This is a genomic window from Marisediminitalea oceani (assembly GCF_003731635.1).
Lineage (GTDB): Bacteria > Pseudomonadota > Gammaproteobacteria > Enterobacterales > Alteromonadaceae > Alteromonas > Alteromonas oceani.
Genome location: NZ_RCUA01000020.1, coordinates 192,452 through 214,999, shown reverse-complemented (window position 1 = coordinate 214,999; position 22,548 = coordinate 192,452). Strand labels below are relative to the sequence as shown.

The 22,548-nt window shown below is 49.5% G+C and carries 19 protein-coding genes; 10 read left to right on the top strand and 9 right to left on the bottom strand.

Annotation, left to right across the window (positions count from 1 at the left end; all coding sequences use genetic code 11):
- The first annotated feature begins 16 nt into the window (after positions 1–16).
- The 9 genes from D9T21_RS07710 (at position 17) to D9T21_RS07670 (ending at position 6,541) form a co-directional block, all read left to right on the top strand.
- The gene (locus D9T21_RS07710) at positions 17–250 is read left to right on the top strand and encodes a tautomerase family protein (protein ID WP_105935996.1); all 234 of its coding nucleotides are present in this window, start codon (positions 17–19) and stop codon (positions 248–250) included.
- 2 nt (positions 251–252) lie between these two features.
- Entirely contained in the window at positions 253–1,167 is a 915-nt protein-coding gene (locus tag D9T21_RS07705; RefSeq protein WP_105935997.1) for an acetaldehyde dehydrogenase (acetylating), read from the top strand.
- On the top strand, positions 1,167–2,198 hold the full coding sequence (gene dmpG, locus D9T21_RS07700) for a 4-hydroxy-2-oxovalerate aldolase (protein ID WP_105935998.1): 1,032 nt from the start codon (positions 1,167–1,169) through the stop codon (positions 2,196–2,198). The genes D9T21_RS07705 and dmpG overlap by 1 nt, the downstream gene beginning before the upstream one ends.
- 11 nt (positions 2,199–2,209) lie before the next feature.
- Positions 2,210–2,962 (top strand): SDR family NAD(P)-dependent oxidoreductase, encoded by a 753-nt coding sequence (locus tag D9T21_RS07695; RefSeq protein WP_123324449.1) that lies wholly within the window; start codon positions 2,210–2,212, stop codon positions 2,960–2,962.
- A gap of 41 nt (positions 2,963–3,003) precedes the next feature.
- Positions 3,004–3,423: a tautomerase family protein gene (locus D9T21_RS07690; RefSeq protein WP_123324448.1), complete on the top strand. Its 420-nt coding sequence runs from the start codon at positions 3,004–3,006 to the stop codon at positions 3,421–3,423.
- Between the two features lie 36 nt (positions 3,424–3,459).
- Positions 3,460–3,813, top strand: a complete 354-nt coding sequence (locus D9T21_RS07685; RefSeq protein WP_123324447.1) for a 2Fe-2S iron-sulfur cluster-binding protein — start codon at positions 3,460–3,462, stop codon at positions 3,811–3,813.
- A gap of 240 nt (positions 3,814–4,053) precedes the next feature.
- Positions 4,054–4,602: a hypothetical protein gene (locus tag D9T21_RS07680; protein ID WP_123324446.1), complete on the top strand. Its 549-nt coding sequence runs from the start codon at positions 4,054–4,056 to the stop codon at positions 4,600–4,602.
- Positions 4,603–4,702: 100 nt separating this feature from the next.
- Positions 4,703–5,332 (top strand): uracil phosphoribosyltransferase, encoded by a 630-nt coding sequence (gene upp / locus D9T21_RS07675; protein ID WP_123324445.1) that lies wholly within the window; start codon positions 4,703–4,705, stop codon positions 5,330–5,332.
- Positions 5,333–5,521: 189 nt separating this feature from the next.
- Positions 5,522–6,541, top strand: a complete 1,020-nt coding sequence (locus D9T21_RS07670) for a LacI family DNA-binding transcriptional regulator (protein WP_123324444.1) — start codon at positions 5,522–5,524, stop codon at positions 6,539–6,541.
- A 27-nt stretch (positions 6,542–6,568) separates the two neighbouring features.
- Here the strand turns inward: D9T21_RS07670 and D9T21_RS07665 are convergent, their stop codons facing one another.
- From D9T21_RS07665 to D9T21_RS07650, 4 genes are all read right to left on the bottom strand, one after another.
- Complete coding sequence (locus D9T21_RS07665; protein WP_123324443.1) at positions 6,569–7,414, bottom strand: formate/nitrite transporter family protein; 846 nt, start codon at positions 7,412–7,414, stop codon at positions 6,569–6,571.
- A gap of 125 nt (positions 7,415–7,539) precedes the next feature.
- Entirely contained in the window at positions 7,540–9,012 is a 1,473-nt protein-coding gene (locus D9T21_RS07660; protein WP_123324442.1) for a tryptophan halogenase family protein, read from the bottom strand.
- Complete coding sequence (locus D9T21_RS07655) at positions 9,009–10,499, bottom strand: tryptophan halogenase family protein (RefSeq protein WP_123324441.1); 1,491 nt, start codon at positions 10,497–10,499, stop codon at positions 9,009–9,011. The genes D9T21_RS07660 and D9T21_RS07655 overlap by 4 nt, the downstream gene beginning before the upstream one ends.
- 121 nt (positions 10,500–10,620) lie before the next feature.
- Positions 10,621–13,548, bottom strand: a complete 2,928-nt coding sequence (locus tag D9T21_RS07650; protein WP_123324440.1) for a TonB-dependent receptor — start codon at positions 13,546–13,548, stop codon at positions 10,621–10,623.
- Between the two features lie 490 nt (positions 13,549–14,038).
- Between D9T21_RS07650 and D9T21_RS07645 the strand changes: the two genes are divergently transcribed.
- Positions 14,039–15,310, top strand: coding sequence for an NHL repeat-containing protein (locus tag D9T21_RS07645; RefSeq protein ID WP_123324439.1), 1,272 nt, complete (start codon positions 14,039–14,041; stop codon positions 15,308–15,310).
- 52 nt (positions 15,311–15,362) lie between these two features.
- Here the strand turns inward: D9T21_RS07645 and D9T21_RS23105 are convergent, their stop codons facing one another.
- The 5 genes from D9T21_RS23105 to D9T21_RS07625 form a co-directional block, all read right to left on the bottom strand.
- Positions 15,363–15,491, bottom strand: a complete 129-nt coding sequence (locus tag D9T21_RS23105; RefSeq protein ID WP_277423853.1) for a hypothetical protein — start codon at positions 15,489–15,491, stop codon at positions 15,363–15,365.
- A 70-nt stretch (positions 15,492–15,561) separates the two neighbouring features.
- On the bottom strand, positions 15,562–17,154 hold the full coding sequence (locus D9T21_RS07640) for a serine hydrolase (protein ID WP_123324438.1): 1,593 nt from the start codon (positions 17,152–17,154) through the stop codon (positions 15,562–15,564).
- 77 nt (positions 17,155–17,231) lie between these two features.
- Positions 17,232–17,831, bottom strand: a complete 600-nt coding sequence (locus D9T21_RS07635; RefSeq protein ID WP_123324437.1) for a thymidine kinase — start codon at positions 17,829–17,831, stop codon at positions 17,232–17,234.
- An 8-nt stretch (positions 17,832–17,839) separates the two neighbouring features.
- Complete coding sequence (locus D9T21_RS07630) at positions 17,840–19,858, bottom strand: putative bifunctional diguanylate cyclase/phosphodiesterase (protein WP_123324436.1); 2,019 nt, start codon at positions 19,856–19,858, stop codon at positions 17,840–17,842.
- A 213-nt stretch (positions 19,859–20,071) separates the two neighbouring features.
- On the bottom strand, positions 20,072–22,312 hold the full coding sequence (locus D9T21_RS07625) for an acyl-CoA dehydrogenase (protein ID WP_123324435.1): 2,241 nt from the start codon (positions 22,310–22,312) through the stop codon (positions 20,072–20,074).
- Positions 22,313–22,548: the final 236 nt, after the last annotated feature.

Genomic DNA, 22,548 nt, shown 5'->3' with positions numbered 1-22,548 from the left:
TGAACGGAGAACAACCATGCCAATAATCGAAATGCACCTCATGACAGGGCGAACGGAAGAACAAAAATGCAATGCCGCCAAAGCCGTTACCGACGCGCTGGTATCGTCGCTGGGCGTTAAACGTGAGTCAGTGCGGATCCTTATAACTGAACACGGTGAACACGACTTTTTCGTGTCCGGAATGACCATGAAAGAGCGCAGTCAGGCTCAGCAGGCAGCCCAACAACCACTGAATGCAGAGGGGAAATAGCAATGAAAAAGATTAAATGTGCGTTAATTGGTTCGGGCAATATCGGTACCGACCTGATGTATAAAGTGATGCGCAGCGAGTGGCTGGAGCCGGTCTGGATGGTGGGTATTGACCCTGAATCCGAAGGCCTGGCCCGGGCTAAAAAAATGGGGCTGAAAACCACTGCCGAAGGCGTGGACGGACTGCTTCCTCATGTGGAAGAAGACGGTATTCAAATTGCTTTTGATGCCACCAGTGCTTATGTACACGCGGAAAACAGCCGTAAGTTAAATGCCAAAGGGGTGATGATGATTGACCTCACCCCGGCGGCGATCGGTCCGCTGTGTGTACCGCCGGTCAACCTGAAAGAGCATGCCGACAAGCAGGAAATGAATGTGAATATGATTTCCTGTGCCGGTCAGGCAACCATTCCTATTGTTAACGCGGTAGCACAGGTACAGGGCGTGGAATACGCCGAAATTATTGCCAGCCTGTCGAGTAAATCCATTGGTGCGGGTACCCGCGCCAACCTGGACGAATTTACCTATACCACCTCCAATGCCATTGAAAAAGTGGGTGGTGCGAAAAAAGGCAAGGCGCTGGCCATAATCAATCCCGCTGATCCTCCGATCATTATGCGTAACACCATTTACTGCCTGACCGAAGGCGAACCCGACGAAGTGGCGATCCGCGACTCAGTACTGAAGATGATTGAACAGGTTCAGAAATACGTGCCCGGTTACAAGCTGGTGAATGGCCCGACTTTCGAAGGCAACAAAGTGGCGGTGTTTATGGAAGTCGCTGGTCTGGGTGATTACCTGCCGAAATATGCCGGTAACCTCGACATTATGACGGCGGCGGCTACCCGCACCGCAGAAATGTTTGCCGAAGAAATTGCCAACGGCACTATCACGTTAACCCCGGTGGAGGCAGCGTAATGAGCAAAAACATTATCTTACATGACATGTGTCTGCGCGATGGTATGCACGCTAAAAAGGAGCAAATCAGTGTAGAACAAATGGTTAAAGTCGCAAAAGCGATGGACGACGCTGGTGTACCCTACATTCAGGTTACTCATGGCGCCGGGTTAGGCGGAAATTCGCTGCAGCATGGCTTTGCCCTTGCCAGCAACGAAGAGTACATCAGTGCGGTAGCAGAGGCAGTAAAACAAACCATTATCTCGGTACTGCTTATTCCTGGCCTTGGCACTATGAAAGAACTGAAGTCGGCCCACGACAATGGCGCGCGCAGCGTTCACGTTGCTACCCACTGTACCGAAGCTGACACCTCACCTCAGCACATCGCTTTTGCGCGTGAACTAGGCATGGATACCTCCGGCTTTTTAATGATGTCGCACCTGAATACGCCAAAGGGGCTTACTGAGCAGGCATTGCTAATGGAGTCTTATGGTGCCAATACCGTATACATCACTGACTCAGCCGGATTTATGCTGCCGGAAGATGTCACTGAAGTGATTAGCCGTCTGCGCGGTGAACTTAAGCCAGAGACCGAAATTGGTTTCCATGGCCATCACAACATGGCGCTGGGCGTATCGAATTCGGTAGCGGCAATTAAAGCCGGTGCTACTCGCATTGACGCGTCTGTTGCCGGACTTGGTGCTGGCGCAGGTAATACGCCATTAGAAGTACTCGCTGCTGTGCTTGAGCGAATGGGTATTCCTACCGGCCTGGATCTGTTCAAGCTGATGGATATCGCCGAAGACATCATTACCCCCATGATGGACCATATGGTTCGCATCGACCGTGACTCGCTGACGTTAGGTTATGCCGGGGTTTACTCAACCTTCCTGTTGCATGCCAAAAAGGCGGCCGAGAAGTACGGTTTATCAGCCCGGGATATTCTGGTTGAGCTGGGGCGTAAGAAGATGATCGGTGGTCAGGAAGACATGATCCAGGATACCGCTATGACGCTGGCCAAAGAGAAAGGCCTGTTAAAAGAAGCTGTTTAAAAAGGTACATTATGCCTGATAAAAATCTTGCCATCGTTGTGGGTGCAACCGGTACCTTCGGCGTGGAAATCGTCCGACAACTTATCGACAACGGCCTGCATGTTCTGGCCGTTGGCCGCAGCGCCGACTCGCTGGCTAGTTTAACTGAACAATTTAGTGACGTTAGTGTGGTGCAGGCTGATATCAGCCAGGATAGCGCCATTGAGGCGATTAAATCTGCCATTACCGGTCCGGTAAAAATGGTGGTGCATGGCCCTGGTGTGGCCGTTGCCGGGGGCATTCTGAAAGCGCCCACAGCAGCCATGGTGGATGCGGTCAATATTAAAGTAGGCGGCATCTTACGTCTGAGTCGTGCTGCCGATGAACACTTTAGTGACAACGCGCGCATAGTCGCCATCGGCGGGCATTATGGCCTTGAGCCGACTGAATATGCCGCGTCTGCGGGTGTGGCTAATGCCGCACTGGTCAATGTTATGCGCCAGCTTTCGCTGGCCTATGGACGCCGCGGCATCAGTGCCCACACTATTGCGCCGGGTCCCGCCGACAGTGAGCGTTTGCGCAATGTAGCGGCGGCCCGGGCCGAGCAACGTGGTATCAGCGTGGATGATGTACTGGAAGAGTTACTGGAAGAGTCCTCGGTGCATCAGTTTACCACCGCCGAACAGGTGGGCTGGGCAGTGTGTAACTTGTTGGATGATCGCGCAATCGGCATGACCGGTTCAACGATTATGCTCGACTCTGGTCGTCGTAAAGGGTTGCCGTAGGCAGCCCTTCATCGTTTAAAGAATTATCCGGGAGTACAACTATGCCAATTGTTAAATTTCACCTTGCTGACAAAGATATCAGCGATGGCCAGATTGAGTCGGTGGTTGAACAGGCCACGCAGATTTATGCCGAGGTACTGGACAGTCCGGTTGAACGCATTCGCGTGTTTGTCGATCTGCACGCACCAAACCTAATTGGTGTGGGCGGCAAACTGGTAAGCAAAGGCGGGAAGAATGCCCCGTTTTTTGAGTTCATTGTGATGAAAGGGCGTTCCCTTGAGCAGCGCCAGGCCATTGCTGAACAGTTTACTGACATGCTGGCAGCCACGCTAAAGGTTGATAAGGCCGATATCCGTGGCAACTGCTATACCGTTGAGCCAGAGAATTGGAGCATCGCCGGTAGTCTGGCATCTGAAATCCGCAAAGCCGAAATCGAGGCCAGAGCACAAGCTGGCGCATAACCAGCATTAAAGCGCGTCGGGGCAGGGGAGAGCACAATGACCTATACAATCGACATTCTGAACACCCAGGAAAGTTACTCCTGTCGTGCAAGTGAATCGTTACTGGATGGCATGGCGCGCCTCGGACGTAAAGGGATCCCGGTGGGCTGCCGGGGCGGCGGTTGCGGGATTTGCAAAATTCAGATTGAGACTGGTGAGTATACGGCAAAAAAAATGAGCCGCTGTCATGTGAGTGAGGAAGAACAGGCTGCCGGCGTGGTGCTGGCCTGTAAGGTGTTTCCGCAGTCTGACATAACCCTGCGGGTAATCGGTAAATGCCAGCGTCAGTTTGAGCGCAAATGTGTTAAAGCGGAAACCTTCCTGCTGGCGACCAGTGAGAGCGGAGAATAGTTATTTTTTAGTAAAGAGCACGAGGTGCGGATAATTTGGACATTATCAACACTTTTTTTGACAGGGCGCTTGCGCCCTGTTTTTTTGCTGAAAATATTTCAGGGTGCCTGCCATAATTGCACGCTCACTATACGGTTTTTTACAATGCCGTTATTTTATTTAAGTAAAAACAGCAGCTTATAACCTGGCGCAAAGATTGTATCGTGTTTAGTGAATGTAAGAAAAAAGACGGGGTACAGTATGTCTGAGTCTGACCAAAACTATCGTACAAAATTGGTGAATGCGGAGCAGGTGCAGGTTGCATCAGTCTTCGATTCAAAGCTCAATGCTAATAAAGCTATTGAACAAGTGGTGCGTGGCACCGACGTAGAATCTCAGCAGGTTACGCTGATTGAACCTGATGACAGCGACTTTAATCGTAAGCTGGAAGGTGACAGCAAGGCGCTGGGTAAAATGATGTGGTATTCGCACTTGCTGCTCGGCGCAGCAGGACTGGTGGTAGGGCTGATTACCGCCTATTTGCTGGTTAATATCGGACCTGCGCTCACGCAGCAGAATCCGCTGGCAACCTATATAGCGGTGATTTCGCCGGGTATTTTTATCGGCCTGTTTGTGGCAGGTCTGCTGAGCCTGAGACCTGATCGCACGCAGATAATCGAAGTGGTCCGCAAAGCGGTTAAGGCAAAGCACTATGCCGTAGTGGTAAACCTGAAAAATGGCCAGTCGGTGTCAAAAGTGCGTGATATGTTTAGCCGCCACAGCAATCAGGTGGTCGAATCGATTCAGTAAATCACCGATACCCTTTATATAGCAACCAAAACACTCACAATTTGTGAGTGTTTTGTCGTACCATAGCCATAACTATTGTTTTCACACAGGCATGTTCATTATGGCTATTCATGAAATCACCCACCCACTTATTCAACATAAAATTGGCCTGATGAGAGAGGCTTCCATCAGCAGTAAGGATTTTCGGGAGCTGGCAGGCGAAGTAGGCAACCTGTTAACCTACGAAGCCACACGCCATTTGCCGGTTGAGCTGGTAGACATTAAAGGCTGGACCGGTGAAAGCCTTAAAGTTAAAAGCATCAAAGGCAAAAAAATTACCGTAGTGCCTATACTCAGGGCCGGCCTGGGTATGCTCGACGGCGTGCTGAACCTTATTCCCAACGCCAAGATCAGCGTGGTGGGGTTATACCGTGATGAAGAGACCCTGCAACCGGTTGCTTATTTTGACAAAGTGGTAAAAAACATCGATAAGCGCACCGCGCTAATCGTTGACCCCATGCTGGCCACCGGCGGTACGCTGATTGCCACTATCGACCTGCTGAAACAAAAAGGCTGTGAAAAAATAATGGGGCTGTTTCTGGTCGCAGCGCCAGAAGGTATCGCGGCGGTAGAAGCTGCGCATCCCGACGTTGATATTTACACCGCATCCATAGACGATCGACTCAATGAAAAAGGCTATATCCTGCCTGGTCTGGGCGATGCCGGCGACAAAATATTCGGTACCCGCTAAATTTGTATCCCACCCGAGCCACACTGGCTTGCCCTTAAACAAAAGGTTAAACGATTTAGAACGCTTAACCTTTTGTTTTATGCTAGAATTATTTTTAACATTTTTTTAAACTTAATGAAATTAAGTGCGTCTTAAGATACATTAAGAAGATTGCAGCAATGTGCTCGGTTGGGAATAGTTGATAACGTTATGAAAAAGCTTACTTTAAAAGATGTTGCTAAGCAGCTCGGTGTTTCTACAGCGACTATTTCTAATGCGTTTAATCGCCCGGATCAGTTATCAGCGAATAAGCGCACCGAGATCCTCGAGGCCTGTAAAGAGATTGGTTATACCGGCCCGAATCGCGCAGCCCAGATCCTGCGTAAGGGACAGTCAAACATCGTTGCTCTGGTACTGGCCGACAGCCTCGACTACATGGTAACCGATCCGGTTGCTAACACCTTTATTCAGGGCGTATCGCGGGTACTGCGTGAGAATCAGAAACACCTGCTTTTATATGCCGGTGACTCCGACACTATTACTGATGTGGTGGATTTTGTTGACGGGTTTATTTGTTATGGTGCGCCGCGAAATGGCGCCTTATCAACTCAGTTAAATCAGCAAAGTAAACCAGTCGTCACGGTCGATTTTAACCTCGAAAACCGTCCGGCAATTAACATCGATAACGAAAAGGCCAGCTACGAAATAGCTAAAGCGGCCCTCAGACCGGGCGATCGCGCGGCGATTCTCGGACTGCGCCTGATTGATTCGCCCAGCACCTGCCGCATTTATGACAGCCCGCTGCTTGACGCTGAGTCATCCATTACCCATCGTCGTCTGGACGGGTACTGCCGCGCATTAAAAGAAACGGGTATTGAAGTGGCAACCGACTGGATCTGGAACTTGCCGGAAAACGCCGGTATGTATGCTGTTCAGGCCGCCAGGGAAGTGCTACAAAGTTCGCCGCGACCCGATGTTATTCTGTGTATGAGTGATATTATTGCTCTTGAGTTATTGCAGTGCGCGCTCACCATGGGAATTGATATTCCCGGTGAACTGCGGATCACCGGTTTCGACGGTATTGAAGAAGCCGCCCGGACTCGCCCTTACATGGCAACCGTATGTCAGTCGAGTGTGGAGAAAGGAATGGAAGCCGCTAAACTACTGTTGTCTGGCGACAATACCTCGATGTCGCTGCCATACGAAATTAAATTAGGCGAAACCATCTGATTTAGCCCCTGGATTGGACCGGGCTTATCAATCCGGTTCAATCTCGTGAGCAACCTGCCCATGGGCCAGCAAAGAGAACAGGCAGGTACCGCCAGCAATATTGCCTAATAACGTGGCAAATATGATGTTAGCGGCATGACCAACAGTAATTTCTCCCTGCATAGCCAGCAGAAAAAGCTCCGTAGACCCGGCAATCACGTGGGTAAAATTGCCTATGGCAATCAGGTAAGTAAACATCACAATCACGAAAAATGCAGCGTCCTGCACTGACGGCTTCATCCACACAATGGCGGCAATCAGAAAGCCAGAAATGATGCCATATGAAAACGCCTCAGAAAATGCTAATTCGGCGTAATGCCGGGATATCGCATTCATACCTTCGATATACTCGGTTGGCACCGCATGCAGGCCGTACATCATGAAGGCAGCCAGCAGCGTACCTGCCATATTGGCCACAAATACGATACCCCATAACCGGCCCAGGCAACCGAGCATATGCCAGGAACGATGGGTGAGTAAGGGTAAAATAACAGTAAGCGTATTTTCAGTAAAAAGTTGTAACCGGCCCATAATGACCAACACAAACCCCACCGTATAACCGAGGTTTTCCAGTGCAAACTGGCTGTCTGAGCCAGCAAATACAGTATGCAGAATGCCTTCGGCAAGTACCGAGGTCGATATGCCGATGCCAGCCGCCACACCCGACCACCAAAGTGACATAAAAGGCCGCTTGAGTTCTTCCAGTCCTTCGCGGTGGGTTACCGCGTAAAGCGAGACCGAATTTAAACTCTGGTGCTCACGAATATCCTGTTCTTCTTCTTCGGTTAAGGGCGAATCGTCATGTTCACTAGCTTGATGTGTGTCTCCTGACATCAGTTGTCCTTACTAAACGTACAAAAAGATTTGAATTATCAATCTAGTACGTTTAGAGAGGCGAATTCGATTAGTTTCCAAATTAACCAGACCTCGAGTGAGGCAGGCAGAACCGTAATAGAGGTTTACTGCGGTTTAAAATTCAGTAAACAGCCTTCGAAAAACGCTGCCAGCTGATTTTGTTTATATAAATCTGTGGTGGTAGCGCCTTTTTCGAGCGGCGGGAATGCGCCGTAACCCGCCAGTAAGCAGTGCCAGGAAGTATTGCCAAAGTGGGAGTCGAGCTGCTGGCGCTGAATTTCCTGGCCCAGGTCGCCCCGGCGATACCAGACATTGAACAAATGCAGTAACGAGTCAGACAGGTTCTCGTTATGTTGATTGGCCAGCCAGTATTCGCTGTCAGAACGGGTATTCAGGCGGTAGTGCGCCACGATATAATCCCGTACCCGCTCGAATCGTTCGCTGATGAGCTGGTTATACGCACTGCGCTGTGTCTCAGAAAAGCCGTCCTCATCAACGTGATCGAGAAAAATCTCTACACTGGTTTGTACCAGATGCAACGCTGTGGCTTCAAGTGGCTCAATAAACCCCTGTGATAAGCCAACGGCGAGGCAATTATTAGCCCAGTGGCGCTCTACCTGCCCAACGTTCATGGTGAGTTTACGTAACGCAGCAGAGTCCTCATCCACGCCTAAGTGGCGACACAATTCACTGGCGGCCTGTTCGTCACTGATAAAGTCGCTGCTGTAGACATAGCCATTACCCGTGCGGTTAGTCAGCGGGATCTGCCACGCCCAGCCGGCAGATAACGCCGTAGCACGGGTTTCAACGGGGAGTGTAGTTTGTGCCGGGGTAGGGCAGACCACTGCTGAGTCGTTAAACAGGTTGTCTTTAAACGACTTAAAGTTAACCCCTAAGGTTTTTTGCAGTAGTAATGATTGGAAACCGGTGCAATCGATAAAAAAGTCGCCTTCAATACGCTCGCCTTCTTTACTGTGTAGCGCGGCAATCTCGCCGTTGGGATGACATTCTACGTCGGTAATGTTGAGCGCTTTATGCACCACGCCCAGCCCCTGGGCATGGCGTTTTAGAAACTCGCCAACCAGGCCTGAGTCGAAATGGTAGCCGTACTCAATACGAAAAGGAAAATTCGGCGGGGTCACCGGGCTACGCTGATGTTTGGCCAGCCAGCCGTTAAACAAAAACTCATCAGGGCGGGTGAGAACATCTTGCCCCATACGCCGGTGAAAGCAGTTCACGTAAAAGGAACGTTCGCTAAAGGTGTCGAGCTGGCTGATAAACGGGTGTGAGTAAGCGGGGATGTTCGCGCCCGGACTCCAGCCTTCAAAACGAATACTGACTTTATAGGTGGCATTACACGCGGGCATCCAATCCTGCTCAGCAATCCCCATGTCGCTGAAGAAGCGCTTTAAGGTGGGTGTAGAACCTTCACCAACGCCAATAATGCCAATATCCGGTGATTCTACCAGAGTGATGGTGACTGGCTGATTTAGCCAGCGCTTAGCCAGCAGGTTGGCGGTCATCCAGCCAGCCGTGCCACCGCCGGCAATAACAACTTGTAACGGTTTGGTACTCATGCGCTGGTATACCGCTCAATAAATTCGTCATGGCCTAGCAGCTTGGCGACCGGCTGCATTTTGGCTTGTTGAATTTGCTGCATGGCGCTGAGCAGGGTTTGATTATCCATGGCGTTCACGGCCCCGTGATAATCCCGGGGCGACAGACCTTGTCCCATCATCACCTGAACCCAGGAGGCATCACGGAAAATGTCATTCTGTTCATTGAATATTGCGGCGGTTTCCTTGAATGCCTCAATCTTTTGCGCCAGCCGCTCCGGGATAGTCATTTCGCGCATGGCTCGCCAGAACTTGCTGTCATCACGCTCATTGACATGATAATGCAAAATAATGAAGTCGCGGATGGTTTCAAACTCATCCTTTGACTCGGCGTTATACATATCAACCATGGCGGGTGAAATGCCCTGATTAGGAAACATTTTCATCAGCCGGATAATGCCTGACTGGATAAGGTGAATGCTGGTGGATTCCAAGGGCTCGAGGAAACCACTGGATAAGCCTATAGCCACTACATTTTTGCACCATTGCTGGTCGGTGCGCCCGGTATTAAAGCGGATAGTGCGAGGTTCGCCCAGCGCTTTAGTGTCGAGGTTACCGATCAGGGTCTCGTTGGCCTGTTCATCTGTGGTGAATTGCGAGCTGTAAACAATACCATTGCCGTTGCGGTGCGTCAGTGGAATTCGCCATTGCCAGCCATAGCTGTGCGCAATACTGCGTGTATAGGGCAGGGTTTTGTCAAAGCGCTCACTGGGCACGGCCTGCGCCGAGTCGGCGGGCAACCAGTGACTCCAGTCTTCATAATTGACGCCCAGGGTTTTTCGGATCAACAAGCCGCTTAAACCGGTGCAGTCGATAAACAAATCACCTTCGACTTGCCTTCCATCAGTTAGCTGCAAGCCGGTGATAAAACCGCTCTGGGTATTTTGCTGAACATGCTCAATAATGCCCTCTGAGCGTTTTACCCCGCCTTGCTCTGCAAAACGGCGCAGGAACTGCCCGTACAGCGCTGAGTCGAAGTGATAGGCGTAGGGCATGTCATAGAGCGGATTCTGAGTATTAATTTTATTAAACTTGCCCTGTTGGCAGGCAAGGTAGTTCAGATCAAAGTCCCAGAAAGATTTGTCTAGACCGGCTTCTTTAGCTTTCAACCAGTAATGGTGGAAACTACAAAAACCCATGGTGGTGCCGGGCGCACCAAAGGTGTGGTAGTAGCTTTCGCCAGGTACGCGCCAGTTTTCAAACTTAATGGCCAGCTTAATGGTACCCTGGGTTTCCCTCAGGAAAGCCTTTTCGTCGATCCCTAAAAAGCGGTTAAAGGTTTGAATCGGTGGGATGGTTGCTTCGCCAACGCCCACAATTCCAATTTGCTCTGACTCGACAAGTTCGATTGCGACACTTTTACCCAGTACTTTGTTGAGCAGCGCTGCGGTCATCCAGCCGGCGGTGCCACCACCGGCAATGACTACTTTTTTTATTGCATCAGGCATGAATCATCCTCAGGGCATGTTTTCATCGGTTTGCTTTTGACTCTAGTGAATTTAAAGGGAAAAGCAAACCGGCTGTAACAAAAAAGCCCCACAAAATGCGGGGCTTTTGAAAAGCTAAAGCTTAGTAGAACGAGTAGTTGAAGTTCAGCATGTAAGAAGGACCAAACTCACGACGCAGGGTCACGATGCCGTTGTCGTCGATGGTTTCTTCTTTTTCATCTGTCAGGTTAGTGCCCTGCAGTGAAATACGCAGGCCTTCCAGGTACTCAATACCACTGCCTTCGAAGTCGTAACTGATTTGCGCATCAACCTGAGTGATCTTGTCACGGGTTGCTGTTTCAATCTTGTTAGAACCACCACGCTGGTAAGTAGCAAATTCAGAGCGGTCAGTCGCGGCTACCCGAATTTCTAAACCATCCATTTCGTAGTAAGCAGTCAGTGACAGAACCTGGTCAGACTGACCTGGAATTGGGTTTCCATTTTCCAGTTCTGCATCGATAATGGTTGCAGAGCCGGCAAAACCAAAGCCTTCCAGTGCACCAATAAAGTTACCCAGTGGAATATTGGCGGTTAGCTCGGTACCTTTTACTTCACCTTCCAGACCATCCTGGAAGTACTCAAAGTAACCAAAGTCCGGCGGCGTCGCTAAATCACCCGCATCGTAAGCCACGTTATCCGGACCATACAGACCAGTGGTCTGGATAATACGATCATGGAAGCCAGGGATAAAGTAGTTGGCGCCATTGTTGGTTGAATCGTTGGTAAAGTCGATTATCTCACGGGCGTCGTCTGTCCAGTTAACCAGGTCTTTGTAGAAGAATGTTAATGCTACGTAACCTTCGTCGTCGAAGTACTTCTCGAAAGACAAGTCGAAGTTATTAGCTTCAAGTGGACGTAACGTTGGGTTGCCTCGGAATTTGCTCCATGGTGAACCGTATTCATCTACATCTGCCTGGCTGTTTGGAATGGTAATTAAGTCAACGTTCTGGTCGAACTTAACAAAACCTGATGCCTTCATCTGATCGATACGGGCACGGCTGATGGTTTTGTTGGCCGCGACACGAATGAACTGGTTGTCGTCAACTTCAATGCTTACGTTCAGGCTTGGCAGGAAATGGCTGTACTCATCGCCTTCACTTAAGATGCAGTCTGCATCCACCTGGCCGTCATCATTGTCATCACAGACGGCGAAGTTTGAGCCGACAATGCCTAAGTAACCTGTAGAAGACTGCGTCGTATCCACATACTGCGCACCAAAGTTACCGATAACCGGGAAGCCATTGATTTCGGTTTCAAAATCAAACTTGGCGTAAATCGTAACGACTTCTTCATCGACAGTGTAGGTATCACCTAAACGATCCGGTTCAAGTAAACCTGCATCATTCAGCGTATATTCGCCGTCGTTGTAGGGAGCGAAACCGTCATAAGCGACTACCTGACCAAGACCAGCCCAGCTCAGATCGGCCAGTCCGTTATACAGATACTCTGAAGGAATGGCTTCTGAATAAGGATAGGATGAAGCGGTCGCAAAGAAACCTTTATTGTCTTTCATCTTGTAGCGATCGCTGTAGTTAACTCCATACTTGATTTTGTTAACAATGCCCCACTCTACATAGCCTTCTGCTTCAACACGTACGGTAGTCAGTTCTTCTTCAAAGTCTGCGTAGTTTAAGAAACCATCCTGAGCATTTAAATAACTGAATGGAATGGGGTTGCCATCCTTGTCGGTAAATACTGTGTTTACGTCAGTGGCAAACTGATCGGCAATGTTCGCCATACCGCCACCCCATTGTTGGGGGCCGGTAAGTTGTAGCAGAGCAGGATCAGAGAAGGCTTCAAGGCCCGTGCTGCCAGTGAAGAATACCCCGTCAGCGCTCATTTGGAACTGGCGGGTGCCGAAGGTATCGATGGCACCGTTACGGGCTAAACCGGCGTATGATTCACCGCGCAGGTCGCGCTTTTCTGACTGGCTGTTTGCCGCGTCAACCATTATCGACCAGTTATCGTCAATGTTGTATTTAACATTCAGGCCAAGGGTTTGCAGTTCGCCGTCTTTTTGTGCCGGGTCAGTACGCAGAACCGGGTTTACGCTAGCCTGAGTACCAGAAACATTAATACCTGAGCCTGACAGTGATCCTTCTGCAGCATTGAAAGGTTCGATGAAACCACGAATAACGCCTGAATCTGAGTAATCGATACTCAGCGCATCCACGACGATGTCGAGGTTATCGGTAGGGCGCCATTGCAGTACCGCTGAAATAGTGTCACGGTCCAGCTCACGGCTGATGGCCTGTGTATCCAGACCTGACGGTGTAATTTGGCCATCGTCATTGGCACTGTATCCCCAAACACCGTATTTACGTTCGTTACGTGGTGATTCGGTAGTGGCAAGTGCTACAGCGATACCCACGGTATCGTCAGCAAATTTCTCAACAAATGATAACGCCAGACGCTTACCGGTGTTGTCGAATTCCGGGTTATCGGAATCGTTACCGCCCATTTCGTATACGCCGGTTAATGTCAGGGTTTCCTGAGCAGCAAGCGGACGCACGGTTTGCAGGTCAACCGTACCACCAATACCCTGAACCATCAGGTCGGCTTCAGTGGTTTTATAGATGGTTGCACCGGTCATGATTTCAGAAGGGTACAGGTCGTATTCAACGCCGCGGTTGTCACCAATACCGATTAGCTCACGGCCATTTAAGGATGTACCGGTGAAATCTTCTTTAAAACCACGAACAGAGATACCCGAAGTCCGGCCGCCAACGCGCTCACCGGCAAGACCTGGCAGACGTGCCAGTGATTCTGCGATTGATGAATCCGGCAGTTTACCGATGTCTTCAGCAGAAATGGCTTCAACAATCGACGTGTTGTCCATCTTGATGGCCTGAGCACGCATCAGTGAGCCGCGAATACCTTTTACTGCAATTACTTCTACATCAGGCTCACTGGCGCCGTTATTTTCTTGTGATAACGCGTGGCCTGAATACATTGCTGAGGTCACAGCCAGTGACAACAACGCTGGTTTAAAAATGTGTTTAGTCTTCATGTTTAGTGCCCTAACTAAAGTTTGAACGGTGCAATCTTGTTACATCGATGTTAACAATAGTTAAAGTGTTGTCAGACGTCAAGCGATTTTCTTAATCAATTAAGTAAATTAATTTAACTTTATTTACTGTGGCTTAGTGGCAGTTCTTGTAGGTCGCTTATCCGGTTGGCTTTTTTCGATTAAGTATGATTATTAAAAATAAGTGAATAGCGAATATTTTTTACATTTATAATTATGCATAAATAAAGCTGATGCCTAACTAATGGCACCTAGTAAAGGTAGAACAAAAGTCACAAAAGTATAAATTTACACGCTGAATTTTTTTCTGCTCCTGTAAAGGGAAGTAGCCGTGTTGAAAGGCGCTGCAAAAAAGCCCCGAACCAGCATTGAAAGCGTTGAATTAACTGGGCAATCCGAACGTGGTTTGGTAGCTTAATAATTTGTTGCAGGCGACAACCAGTCAGGCATCAACGGCCAGGGAGTTTGAACAGTGAAATTATTCGGTGGGTTATTTTTCTTTATCGTTATCGCGATTGTTGTATTTGGTTGGCTCAGTAGTGGACCGGGCTCAGATGCCGCGGTGGGTGAAATGCCACAGCCCTCCCTGAGTTCTGAACTTGTTAAGCCCGTTAAGCGACATTACGAACCGGTGTCAGAGCGTCACTTTAAAAAACCGCAAGTAGAGCCTGTAATGCTACCGGGCATAGGCCGTACCGATGTGTCCTGGGGTTCGGTGGGGAACGATCCGGCGGGAAATATTTATGTGGGTCTGGCTGAGTCTTACGGCGATCCCAGAAGTGCATACCTGGTGAAGGTCAATGCTGCTGCTCAGCCAGCGGTGATGGGGGATGTGGTCAGTGAACTCAAGCGCGAGGGAGTAGGTCCGGCGAGCCAGAGTCAGGGCAAAATTCACAGTCAGATTGTTGCTGCCAATGATGGCTATCTTTACTTTTCCAGTTTTGATGAAGCCGGTGAGACAGATGTGCGATTGCCTGATTATGGTGGTCATCTGTGGCGGGTAAATACCCAATCCGGACAATGGGAGCATTTGCTGGCCACCCCGGAAGCGTTAATCGCGGTTAACACTGATGGCCGCTATGTTTATGCGCTGGGTTACTGGGGACATGTGTTGTATCAGTACGACACGCAATCAGCAAAAGTTAATAAGACCGAAGTGGGCTCGGTGCCTGGTCATGTGTCACGCCAGTTTCTGGTTGATGGTAAAGGCCATGTTTATGTGCCCAAAGTATCGCAAAGTGGCATTAACGAAGAACCTTCGGCGATGCTGGTTGAATTTGATCAGAACCTCAATCCGGTGACCGAATATCCGCTACCCGATTATCAAAGCCAGGATATGACCCGGTACCGGGGCATTATAGGTTATACCAATATGCGCAACGGTGATGTGTATTTTACGTTGGGGCAGGGTTATCTGCTGCAGGTGCAGGCTGATGAATCGGGTGCTGAAAAACTGATAAATCATGGTTTGTTTAACCCGGCCGGTGAAGCCAATATTCCCAGTTTGTTCACGGTTGATGGTGAACAGTTTGTCATGGGGGTCAGTCGTCGTTCGGGGGCGGATCCTGAGTGGTTAATTTACGAGAAAATATCTGGTGCAACGGTTAATTATGCGATGCCAGAGCTGAATGATTTTCTGTTTTTTGGCACCGAGGCCAAGGATGCTGCGGGTAATTTTTATCTGGTCGGGCGGGATACCAAGACCCGCAAACCGAAAGTAGTTAAATTAACATTTCCGGAATAAAAGAGCGCCCTAAGACGGGCGCTGCATCAAATGTCATGTTGCGCTGTTATTACTAGCGCTTGTTGACTGAGCTTTTACAAAGCTGATCGCCATAATAATTATTGGCATAATTACAGTTTGATTCTGCCTCGCGTTTTTCAGCCGCGATACGTTGTTTGATTTGATTGATTAGTTTACTCATGTGTCTATCTCCTTATTGGTTACAGACACTATATGAGTAAAACTGAGTCTAATATATCTATTAATAGTGATTAATCTGATAGTTTTTCTGAATCATTTTTGTTGAAGTACATATCAGTGTATTCGTGAGACTGCTTTTTCTTGTCTGTGAAGGGGTACAAGCTGAAACCGGTCACTTCCCTTTTTGTGTTCACATCGAAATGAATAAATGCATCGCTGGCGGCATTCTGGTTATCCCAACGGATCACAAACGTGTGATCAGCAAATGCTTCCAGGCTGCCGGTTAAGGTGGTCATTTTTTCGGACTGGATCCGCAACTGGCCGTTTACCATGGCAATGGTCAGTTGCCCGAACCACTGATCCGAGAATTGCCCGGCATAGGCAAGTGGATCCAGAATAACTTCTCCTGTTCCTTCAGGCACAGAATGGTTGGCCAGGTAAATGGCTTCGCGCTCGGCCTGATAGTCTTTTAAGGTTTGAACCCAGTTGGTTTTTTCCTGCGGTGCAATGTAAGCTTTAAGAATATGCTGCATTACGGCACTGCGGGCACCATAGTTTGAACCGTTGTTTAGCAGCACAACGCCCAGTTCCAGGTCGGGTACCAGAGCTACATAGGCCTGATAGCCTGACAAAGTACCGGTATGCGATACCACTTTATGGCCATACACATTGGATAACCGCCAGCCAAGTCCGTAGGATTTGAGGCTGGTGTTGTCCCACTCTTCATCAGTGGTAGATACCGGTAGCACCATATGGGCTTTTTGCATATAGGCAATCTGCTCAGAGGTCAGCAGAGTCTCGCCGTCAGCTGTCTGGCCATCATTCAACCACATTGCTACCCATTTGAGCATCTCCTCTGCGTTACACACAATGCCTCCTGCTGCGGCTGAAACCAACTCGGTGCCGTTAATAGCGTTACGAGGGATAGCGTATAAACCGCGCTCATCATTATGACCGTAACTCATGGCGGCATTTTGCAGGGCTGCGTCATTCAAATCGCCGGCGAAGCATTGCATTTCTAACGGTGCAAAGATTTTTTCCTCTATCACCGAGGCGTAGGGTTTACCATAAAGCTGCGCAACAATTTCACCGGCTGTAATAAACATCAGGTTGCTGTAAGCATATTCGCTGCGAAAGCTGCTGACCGGCGTCAGGTAGCGCAGGTTATGAATAATCTCCTCACGACTGAAGCCGCTCGGCTCCGGCCACAGCATGCTGTCGCCTGCTCCGCTGGCGAGCCCGGAACGGTGGGTTAACAGGTCCAGTAAGGTGAACTCACGGGTTACCCAGGGATCCTGCATTTGAAACTCTGGCATGATGTCGGTGACTTTGGTTTGCCAGCTCAGGGAAAATTCATCGATTGCCATAGCCAGCGCTGCTGCCGTAAAGGCTTTGGACGTTGAGGCTAAACGGAAATAAGTGCTTTCAGTAACCGGTAAATTGTTAGCCAGGTTGCGCTGCCCTACACCGTTAAGATAAATGGCTTCACCCTGATGAATGATACCAACCCCCATACCCGGGGTGTAAAACTCCGTTAATGCCTGTTCTATTACCGCAGTGGTGTTCTGAGGCGGGGCGGTTGGTTTGTCAGGCGTAGCAGAGCAGGCGGTGGTGGTTAATAGCACCAGGCCGGCGAGGAGTTGGGTAGCGCGAATGGCAGACATATTGATTCCCTGCAAATTGAATAATTTGGAATAATTTATTCAATTTGCAGGCTCGCGCGGCGATTGTCAATGCTATCTTATCCTTCGCTGCTTTTGGCAGGGTCCCACACAAGCGCTTTGAAATGTTTACGGCACATGGATTCGTAGCGGTCATTGCCGCCGATTTCTACCTGTGCACCACTGGTGACTGCCACACCGTTTTCGTCGATACGCACCACAAAGTTGGCTTTGCGGCCACAATGACACACGGTTTTGAGTTCAAAAAGCTTATCGGCCCAGGCCAGCAGATAGTGACTACCGGTGAAGGTTTCACCTAAAAAGTCGGTGCGCAGGCCATAGGCTAGAACCGGAATATCCAGTTCATCCACCACCTCAATAAGTTGCGATACCTGTGCTTTGGTTAAGAACTGAGCCTCATCAATAAAAACACAGTCAACGTAATGTTCGCTGTGCAGTTTACCAATGATGCTGAGCAGATCATCGTCTTCGCTGTATAGCCTGGCGTCGGCTTCCAGACCAATGCGGGAAGCCACTTTACCGCTGCCGAAACGATTATCCAGCGCAAAGGTAAAAATAAGCGGGTTCATGCCCCGTTCGCGATAGTTGTATGCCGATTGCAGCAATGAAGTTGATTTCCCGGCATTCATTGCCGAGTAATAAAAATATAGTTGCGCCATAATTTGTTCTACTTATTATCCTGCCAGCTAGTGTACCACTCCTGCAGGGCTTTTTTCTCTAGTGGGCGGGCAAATAAATAACCCTGCAGGCAGTCGACGCCCAGCAGTCTGAGCAGGCTGGCCTGTTCTTCTGTTTCTACGCCTTCAGCAACGGTTTTACAGCCAAGCGCTTTGGCCATTAATACTGTTGCTTTCACGATGGCGTCACTGCTGATAGCCATCTGCTGCACAAAGGCCCGGTCTATTTTCAGCAAATCAAAGTCGAGTGACTGGAGTAAATTGAGCGAGGAAAAGCCGGTACCAAAATCATCGATAGCAACCTTTACCCGCCGTGCTTTAAGTGCACTGATATTGGCGGTGAGTACTGCCATATCATCGGCAAAAATTGACTCGGTGACTTCCAGGTGCAGACGCTGCGGGGCAAGACCTGAACTGGCCAGTGCCCGGTCTACACAGGCGACAAAATCTTCACTGACCAGTTGCAACACAGAGACGTTGACCGAGACGCCAAAGGATTCATCGTCCCATTGGGCGGCATCAATACATGCCCGGTGTAACACCCAGGCGCCAATATCATGAATGGTGCCGCTTTTTTCTGCCAGTGGGATGAATTCATCAGGGCTTATCCAGGTGTCATTAAACTGCCAGCGTAATAGTGCCTCAATTGCCCATAAGCGATTTGATGACGCGTCGATAATAGGTTGATAGACCACCTGCAGTTGTTTTTTCTCTATAGCCTGGCGCAAGCCCTCGCGAAGTTGCTGTTCGTGGTGCATTTTGTCGTACAGGGCTTCTGTGTAAATACCTACCAGGCCCGGCGAAGTGCGCTTGTAGTGGTACATGGTCAGGTCAGCCAATTGCACCAGAGTCGAAGCCGAGTCGGCATGTAATGGGTACAGGGCAATGCCTATGGTGGCGTCGAGGGACAACGGACTGTTGGGAATAGGATTCAGTGTGGTCAGACTGCTTTTGATAGCCAGGGCTATGGCAACGGCGGTATCACCATCGGCATGGGGCAAAATAATAATGAATTCATCGCCGCCCCAGCGGCCAATACAGTTGGCTTCACAGTATTCGCTCAGCTTGGCGGCGACTTTGGATAACACTACATCGCCGGCCTGGTGTCCCAGACTATCGTTGATTTGTTTAAAGCCGTCGAGATCGATGAATAACACGGCCATGGAAGACTTACCCTGAGTCGCGCGCTCCAGAATAGCGTTGAAATTATGCATAAAACCAATGCGGTTCATTAAGTTAGTCAGCGGATCGCGATTGGATATGTCCTGTAATTCTTTGGTTCGACGGCTCACTTCAGATTCGAGGTTGCTGTTGGCATGGTCGAGTTTCTGGTTGGAGTCGAGGAGTGCCTGGTTGACTCTCCTGACCTCATTGCGCTCCTGACGCATCAGGGTAACTAACTCTTCGTTTTCATGCTTGATGGCTATGGCCTGCTTAGTGAAGTCATTTGCTTTCACTGCGGCACTGCACATGGCTACCCAAAACATAGTGCCTAAACCACCAAGCAGGGTAAATTGCTCGTCACTGTCGAACAGGGCGCGAACCGATAACGGCAGTAGCAGTAACGTTGTATACAGCAACACCAGCGGTAAATGAGAGGCCAGAGTGGTTGCTGCGCCGCCAGCCATGGCGGCAACAATGACCATTGTGGTAGACAGTTCAATTAATGACATACTTTCGTACAGGCTGACGCAGAAAAATGCCCATACCAGTCCGGAAAGAGTAGAGCCCAGTACAAATCGCATCAATGGCCAGTGCGGCGGGTAGTTGCTGTTGCGCAGGCGCAGGTACCAGTAGGCCCCGTCGAAGGTGCGCAGTAATGACAGGAACATCATGCCTGCCCATAGGGAAAACTTGTATGAGGCTATTTCGGGGTTGGTAAAACCAAAAGTAATGGCGCTGATACTCAGGATAGTCATCACCAGCCCGGTAAAAAGGTTGGCGTACAATAATTCGACAACTTCTCTGGTAGTCGTGATACTCGCTGATGAAGGCGGTGACTTGATCATGCTGCGTTTAATACTCAGTGTGCGGGCTACTCCGGGCCGTTTCCCGAAATATTCAGACGCTCCCCGCGCAAATTACAAATGCTGTTTGTTTTATAGTGTTGAGTTTAAGCAAAAGTAATGCAAGCTTATTTGACAGATATACGGCAAATTGTGTTGATAAAAACAACAAAGCCGGGCACAGGGCCCGGCTTTGAATTAGCTGATCGACGTTACTCAGGCAGCGTCTTTGGTTTCCTGACTGGGCGCTTCGGCTGAAATCAGCTCCAGGTCAAAGGTAAACTCATCAACACGCACTGCCAGTTTACGTTTCTCGTTGTAGTCGTGCAGGTCGCGGGCTTCTTCAGCTGTGACCACGCCACGTTCCTGTAGTTTATTAAGCGCATTCTCAAACGACAGGAATGGTACCACAGGCTCTTTGCGCAGCGCTTTTTGCACTTTGCCCAGTAACGGCAGCACTTTGTGCTTAGCTTTAAAGGCTTGCTCATTGATGTCGTTACCGTCGCCTGCAACTGGCTGCACCAGGTGGGTTAACTGCGCTTTCACGCTGTTGTCCTGCAGGGCTGCCATAGACAGCTCACGGATCAGATCATCGCTGATGGTGCTAACACTGCCGCTGTAAGTTGCGGTAAGCAAGCGCATAAGACCGCGGGTTGGTGTGTTCGGGAAGTTACGAACAAAGTTCACCAGGGCCTGTTCGGCCTGCTGTAGCGACCATTGCATTGCATAATCGAAATAAGGCTTAGCCTGCTGACGATCTTCAATGCGCTGCTCGTAAAAACGAATGGCTGCCATGGCACCATACAGGTAGCTCATGATGTCACCTAAGCGGGCAGACAGTAACTCGGCTTTCTTCAGATCGCCGCCCAATACTGCCAGCGACAAATCAGCCATAGGTGCCAGTTTGGCAGATAACGCATTCAGGCGTTTTTCGTAACCGCGCACTTCCGGCAGACTTGACTGCGCGCCACGTACAAATGGCAGGTAGCTGCTGAACAGACTGCGGAAAGCATTTTTCACGCTAAAGCCAACGGTTTTACGCAGCACTTTATTAAACTGTGCGTCAGCCGACTTTTCTTCGCTGTAGATCAGGTCAACCATCTCTTTTAAGTGCGGGTGACAACGCATTGCCCCCTGACCAAAGATCATCAGGTTACGGGTCAGGATATTCGCGCCTTCCACCGTAATGGCGATAGGTAATGCAGAGTATCCGGCTGCCAGCGTGTTTTGCGGGCCGCGCTGGATTGCTTTACCTGCCTGAACATCCATCGCTGCGTTCATCACCTGACGACCAATTTCGGTCATGTGATATTTGGCGATAGCGGTTACCACTGATGGCTTAAGACCTTCGCCGAGACCTTCAGTAGTCAGCACACGCATTGACTCACACAGGAAGGTTTTACCGGCGATTTCTGCCAGCTTTTCCTGAATACCTTCAAAACGGCCGATAGGCAGGCCGAATTGTTCACGAACAAACGCATACTCGGCAGTAGACTTTAACGCGCTCTGTGCTGTAGCGGTGCCCATTGCCGGCAGTGAAATACCACGACCCGCACCTAAGCAGCTCACCAGCATTTGCCAGCCACGGCCGATGTTTTTCTGACCACCAATGATAAAGTCCATTGGAATGAATACATCCTGACCACGGGTAGTACCGTTATAGAATCTGACGCCCATTGGGTCGTGACGATTGCCTAACTCAACGCCTGGGTGTGACTTAGGTAGTAGCGCACAGGTAATACCCAGTTCCAGTTTGTCGCCCAGTAACTGATCCGGATCGAATACTTTAAAGGCCAGACCCAATACCGTGGCAATAGGTGCCAGCGTGATATAACGCTTATCCCAGCTTACGCGCAGACCAATCACTTCTTCGCCGTTAAACTGGCCTTTGGTAACAATTGCTGCATCGGGGATGCCGCCGGCATCTGAACCTGCTTCAGGGCTGGTTAGGGCAAAGCACGGAATGTCTTTACCTACGGCCAGGCGTGGCAGCCAGTAATCCTGCTGCTCTTTAGTACCGTAGTGCATCAGCAACTCGCCCGGGCCTAATGAATTAGGCACCATTACGGTTACTGCCAGTGCGCCACTTTTGGCTGCAATGGTTGATACGATGGTCGAGTTGGCATAAGGGCTAAACTCCAGACCACCAAATTTTTTGGGAATGATCATCGAGAAAAAACGATTCTCACCCAAAAAATCAAGAATATGTTGTGGGATATGTTTTGAATTACCTAATTCAAAATCATCCACCATGCCTAACAGTTCTTTCACTGGTCCGTCCATGAACGCTTGCTCATCGGCACTCAGCTTGGCTTGAGGAACTGCTCGCAATGCCTCCATGTCAGGGGCTCCACGGTAAATGGAAGACTCTAACCAAATATCACCCGCATCCAGGGCTTCTTGTTCTGTAATTGAAATTGGAGGTAAAACTTTCTTCAAACTTGTTCTGATACTCATAACTCATCCGCTCATCTGACCAGTTGGTTTTGCAAATGATACAGAAAAAAAATTCAATTGCAAATATATTGTTAACCTCATGTATTTTATGGTTTATTTTTGTATTTCTGATGTGTGGTGAAAAAATATGGTGATAAAAAGGTGTCTTGGTGGGAGTTACTATTGATGGTTTTATGTTCAATTTAGGGGCTGGTTCTTACCGTTAAGGCGGCTATAGTTAGGTAACAAAACCTGTA